The sequence below is a fragment of the Sulfurospirillum tamanense genome (genome assembly GCF_016937535.1).
Lineage (GTDB): Bacteria > Campylobacterota > Campylobacteria > Campylobacterales > Campylobacteraceae > Sulfurospirillum_B > Sulfurospirillum_B tamanense.
The window spans coordinates 1-3,166 of record NZ_JAFHKK010000053.1; the positions used below are offsets into that span (position 1 = coordinate 1).

At 30.6% G+C, this 3,166-nt stretch carries 4 protein-coding genes; all 4 read left to right on the forward strand.

Going from position 1 to position 3,166, the window contains the following annotated elements:
- Window positions 1-381, forward strand: a 381-nt coding sequence (locus JWV37_RS12515) for a sugar phosphate nucleotidyltransferase (protein WP_275898389.1), incomplete at its 5' end; no start/stop codon positions are given.
- Complete coding sequence (locus JWV37_RS12520) at window positions 374-1,630, forward strand: oligosaccharide flippase family protein (protein ID WP_205460206.1); 1,257 nt, start codon at window positions 374-376, stop codon at window positions 1,628-1,630. The genes JWV37_RS12515 and JWV37_RS12520, both read left to right, overlap by 8 nt.
- Window positions 1,627-2,985 (forward strand): hypothetical protein, encoded by a 1,359-nt coding sequence (locus tag JWV37_RS12525; RefSeq protein WP_205460209.1) that lies wholly within the window; start codon window positions 1,627-1,629, stop codon window positions 2,983-2,985. Before JWV37_RS12520 ends, JWV37_RS12525 begins: the two co-directional genes overlap by 4 nt.
- On the forward strand, window positions 2,978-3,166 hold a 189-nt coding region (locus JWV37_RS12530; RefSeq protein ID WP_205460211.1), incomplete at its 3' end, for a hypothetical protein. The genes JWV37_RS12525 and JWV37_RS12530, both read left to right, overlap by 8 nt.

Consider the following 3,166-nt stretch of genomic DNA (forward strand, 5'->3'; position numbering starts at 1 on the left):
AGTGTACTATCTTCGCTTGACTATGAAAGACTTTTAGCTTGCCACAGAGAGCAAAATGCAGTGGCTACTATGTGCATAAGAAAAGATAGCTATCAAATACCTTATGGTGTTATAGAGGTAGATGATGAAAATAACATAAAAGCAATGAAAGAAAAACCAATAAAGGAATTTTTTATAAATACTGGAATATATGTACTAGAGCCTGAAGTTTTAGGGTTTGTGCCAAAAGATGAGTTTTTTGATTTACCTAGTTTGTTTGATGTGTTGAAAAATGAGGGCAAAAGTATTAAAAGTTTTGAAATTACGGACTATTGGATAGACATGGGGAAGCCTAGTGATTATAAAGCAATTATAGAAAAAATGGAAAGTCCTATTGAATAAATCTTTATTTAAAAATTCATTTGTTTATGTGTTTGGCGATGTGCTAAACAAAGCCGTACCCTTTTTCATGCTGCCAGTGCTTACCAGATACTTAACCCCCGAAGATTATGGGATTATTTCAGTATTTGCTGTTCTTGTATCAATACTTGCAGTATTTACAGGGCTTAGTATTCACGGGGCTATAAATGTGAACTTTTTTAAGATGCAAAAAGATGAACTGAAAGTTTTTGTTGGAAATTGTCTTATTATCTTAAATATATCTACTTTGTTTGTATTTGTAGTTGTTTATTTGTTGCATCCTATTATTTTAGAAAGATTAGCTATGGAGATGGAGTGGTTGATTATAGCAGTTGTATTAGCATTTGCTCAATTCCTGACGACTATAAATCTTTTGTTGTGGATGGCAGAGCAAAGACCCAAGCCATACAGTGCGTATCAAATATCGCAAACTTTTACTGTGACAGCATTATCATTACTAATGGTCGTTGGCTTTGGTATGAACTGGGAAGGGCGGCTTCTGGCGACTGCTATAGGGACATTGCTTTTTTCAGTAATTAGTTTTGCATTCATTGTAAAAAGAGGTTATTTGATTTTTCAACCAAACAAAGAACATATAAAAGATGCACTAAAGTTTGGAGTACCACTTATTCCTCATCAATTGGCTGGATGGATAAAAACAGGGGCAGACAGAATGGTGCTGATGTCCGTGTTGGGTGCTACAGCCACGGGGATATATGCAGTAGGATATCAGATAGGGATGATAATAGGTGTATTGGTTACCGCTTTTAATAAAGCATGGAGTCCTTACATGTATAAGGTTTTATCAGGTGAGCCAACGATGGAAAATAAAAAAAAGATAGTTCGGTTCACCTATATTTACTTTGTTGGTATATTGCTTTTTGCTGTTTGTTTTGCATATCTAGCTGAAATGTTTATACCCTATTTTTTAGGGGAAAAGTTTATTGCATCTGCTGAGTTTATACTCTATTTTGCAGTCGCATTTGCCTTTCAGGGGATGTACTTTATGGTGACAAATTATATTTTTTATGTGAAAAAAACATATATATTGGCCTATGTGACATTTGGCACTGCTGTTTTACATGTGGGCTTATTATATTTATTTGTAAATGCGAATGGTGCAGTTGGAGCTGCGCAAGCTAGTGTGATATCTTTTGCAGCAACTTTTTTAGTAGTGTGGATACTAGCATGTAGAGTGTACAAAATGCCATGGAGGGTTTGGAGGGTATGAAAGCATCTGAGATAGCAGAAAAAATGTTTGAGATAGAAAAAGAACTAAATCTTTTTGAAAAACAGATTCAAGGGGTTTATTTTTGGAAGCTGATACGATTTGAAGTATATCAATTAATTCTACTCAGGCTTAATTTAATATCACCGCATAAAATTTTAAAATTAGGTTTTTTAGTAAAAATAAAAAGAGTTTTTAGTATTCTAAAAAATTCGTATTTTTATCCTTCATATCATAAAAAAGTCGATTCAATTATATTAGAAAATCCTAGGAAAATTCAAGACAAAAATAATAAATATTACGATCCTTATACAAAGTATTTCATAGATGAAATAACTGAAAAAAATGTAAACTTTGAAATAGTTGATTTGGGCGTAGGCGGCATACATTACGAGAAGCCATCTTCAAAAAGAAAGTATGCGGATAATTTTTATTTTGATGTCGTATATAGATTATTTATGAAAAAAACTAAGATTAACAATAAAGATAAAAAATATCTTGTAGAACTTAACAGCAAGATAAATATAGCTTTCAATACAAAAATTGATTTAACTTCAATTGTTTTAAATAAAATCTTTTTATTTAATTTGGAATATCAAAAATATTCTTTATTATTTAAGAAAAAAGATAATAAAGAGTTGTATTTGGTATGTTCTTACGGAAAAGAAGGAATTATAAAAGCCGCTAAAGATTTAAATGTTAAAGTCATTGAATTTCAGCATGGAGCTATGACAAAATATCATATGGGTTATTCTTTTCCAAACAACCCCTATATCCCATATTTTCCAGATGAAATTTTGTTATTCGGTGAATTTTGGAGTGATAATACTCCCCTTCCTCTTCTAAAATCTGCATTGAAGTTTATTGGTTATGAAGATTTTAATCAAAAAGTTAGATTGCATAAAGACATAAAAAAGAAAAAGAAAATTACTTTTATTTCGCAGTGGACGATAGGTCAAGATATGATTACAAAAGCTATAGAAGTAGCGAAAGACCACCTCGAGTATAAAATAATTTATAGATTACATCCTAGTGAATATGAAAATAAGCAATTTTATTTAAATAAAATAAAGGAAAGCAAACTTGATAATTTAGAAATAGGCTGTATGAAAAAAACAGTATTAGAAGAAATCGCTGATTCAAAATATGTTATAGGGGTTTATTCAACAGCAATATACGAAGCGTTGGCTTTGAATTGTAAGGTTTTATTGTTGCCCCTCTATGGTGTACAGTTTATGAGGTATCTAACTGATAAAAATTACGCTCATATAATTGACTTGGAAAGCAAAGTTAATTTAGATAATATTATTTTTAAAAATATAAGTTCAGAGTATTTTTTTGGAAAAATACATGATTAAAAAAATTTTAAATTTTATTTTAGTTGTCTATTATGCAAAAAAAAATCATATTAAGATTACAAATAAAAGTTCAGCTTCTTTTAGATCTATCAAGACTTGCGGGTTAGGATGTAAGTTTTTAGGCGAAGTTTCAATGTCTAAAAATGTAGAAATTGGCAGATATACTTCCATTAATGGGCCT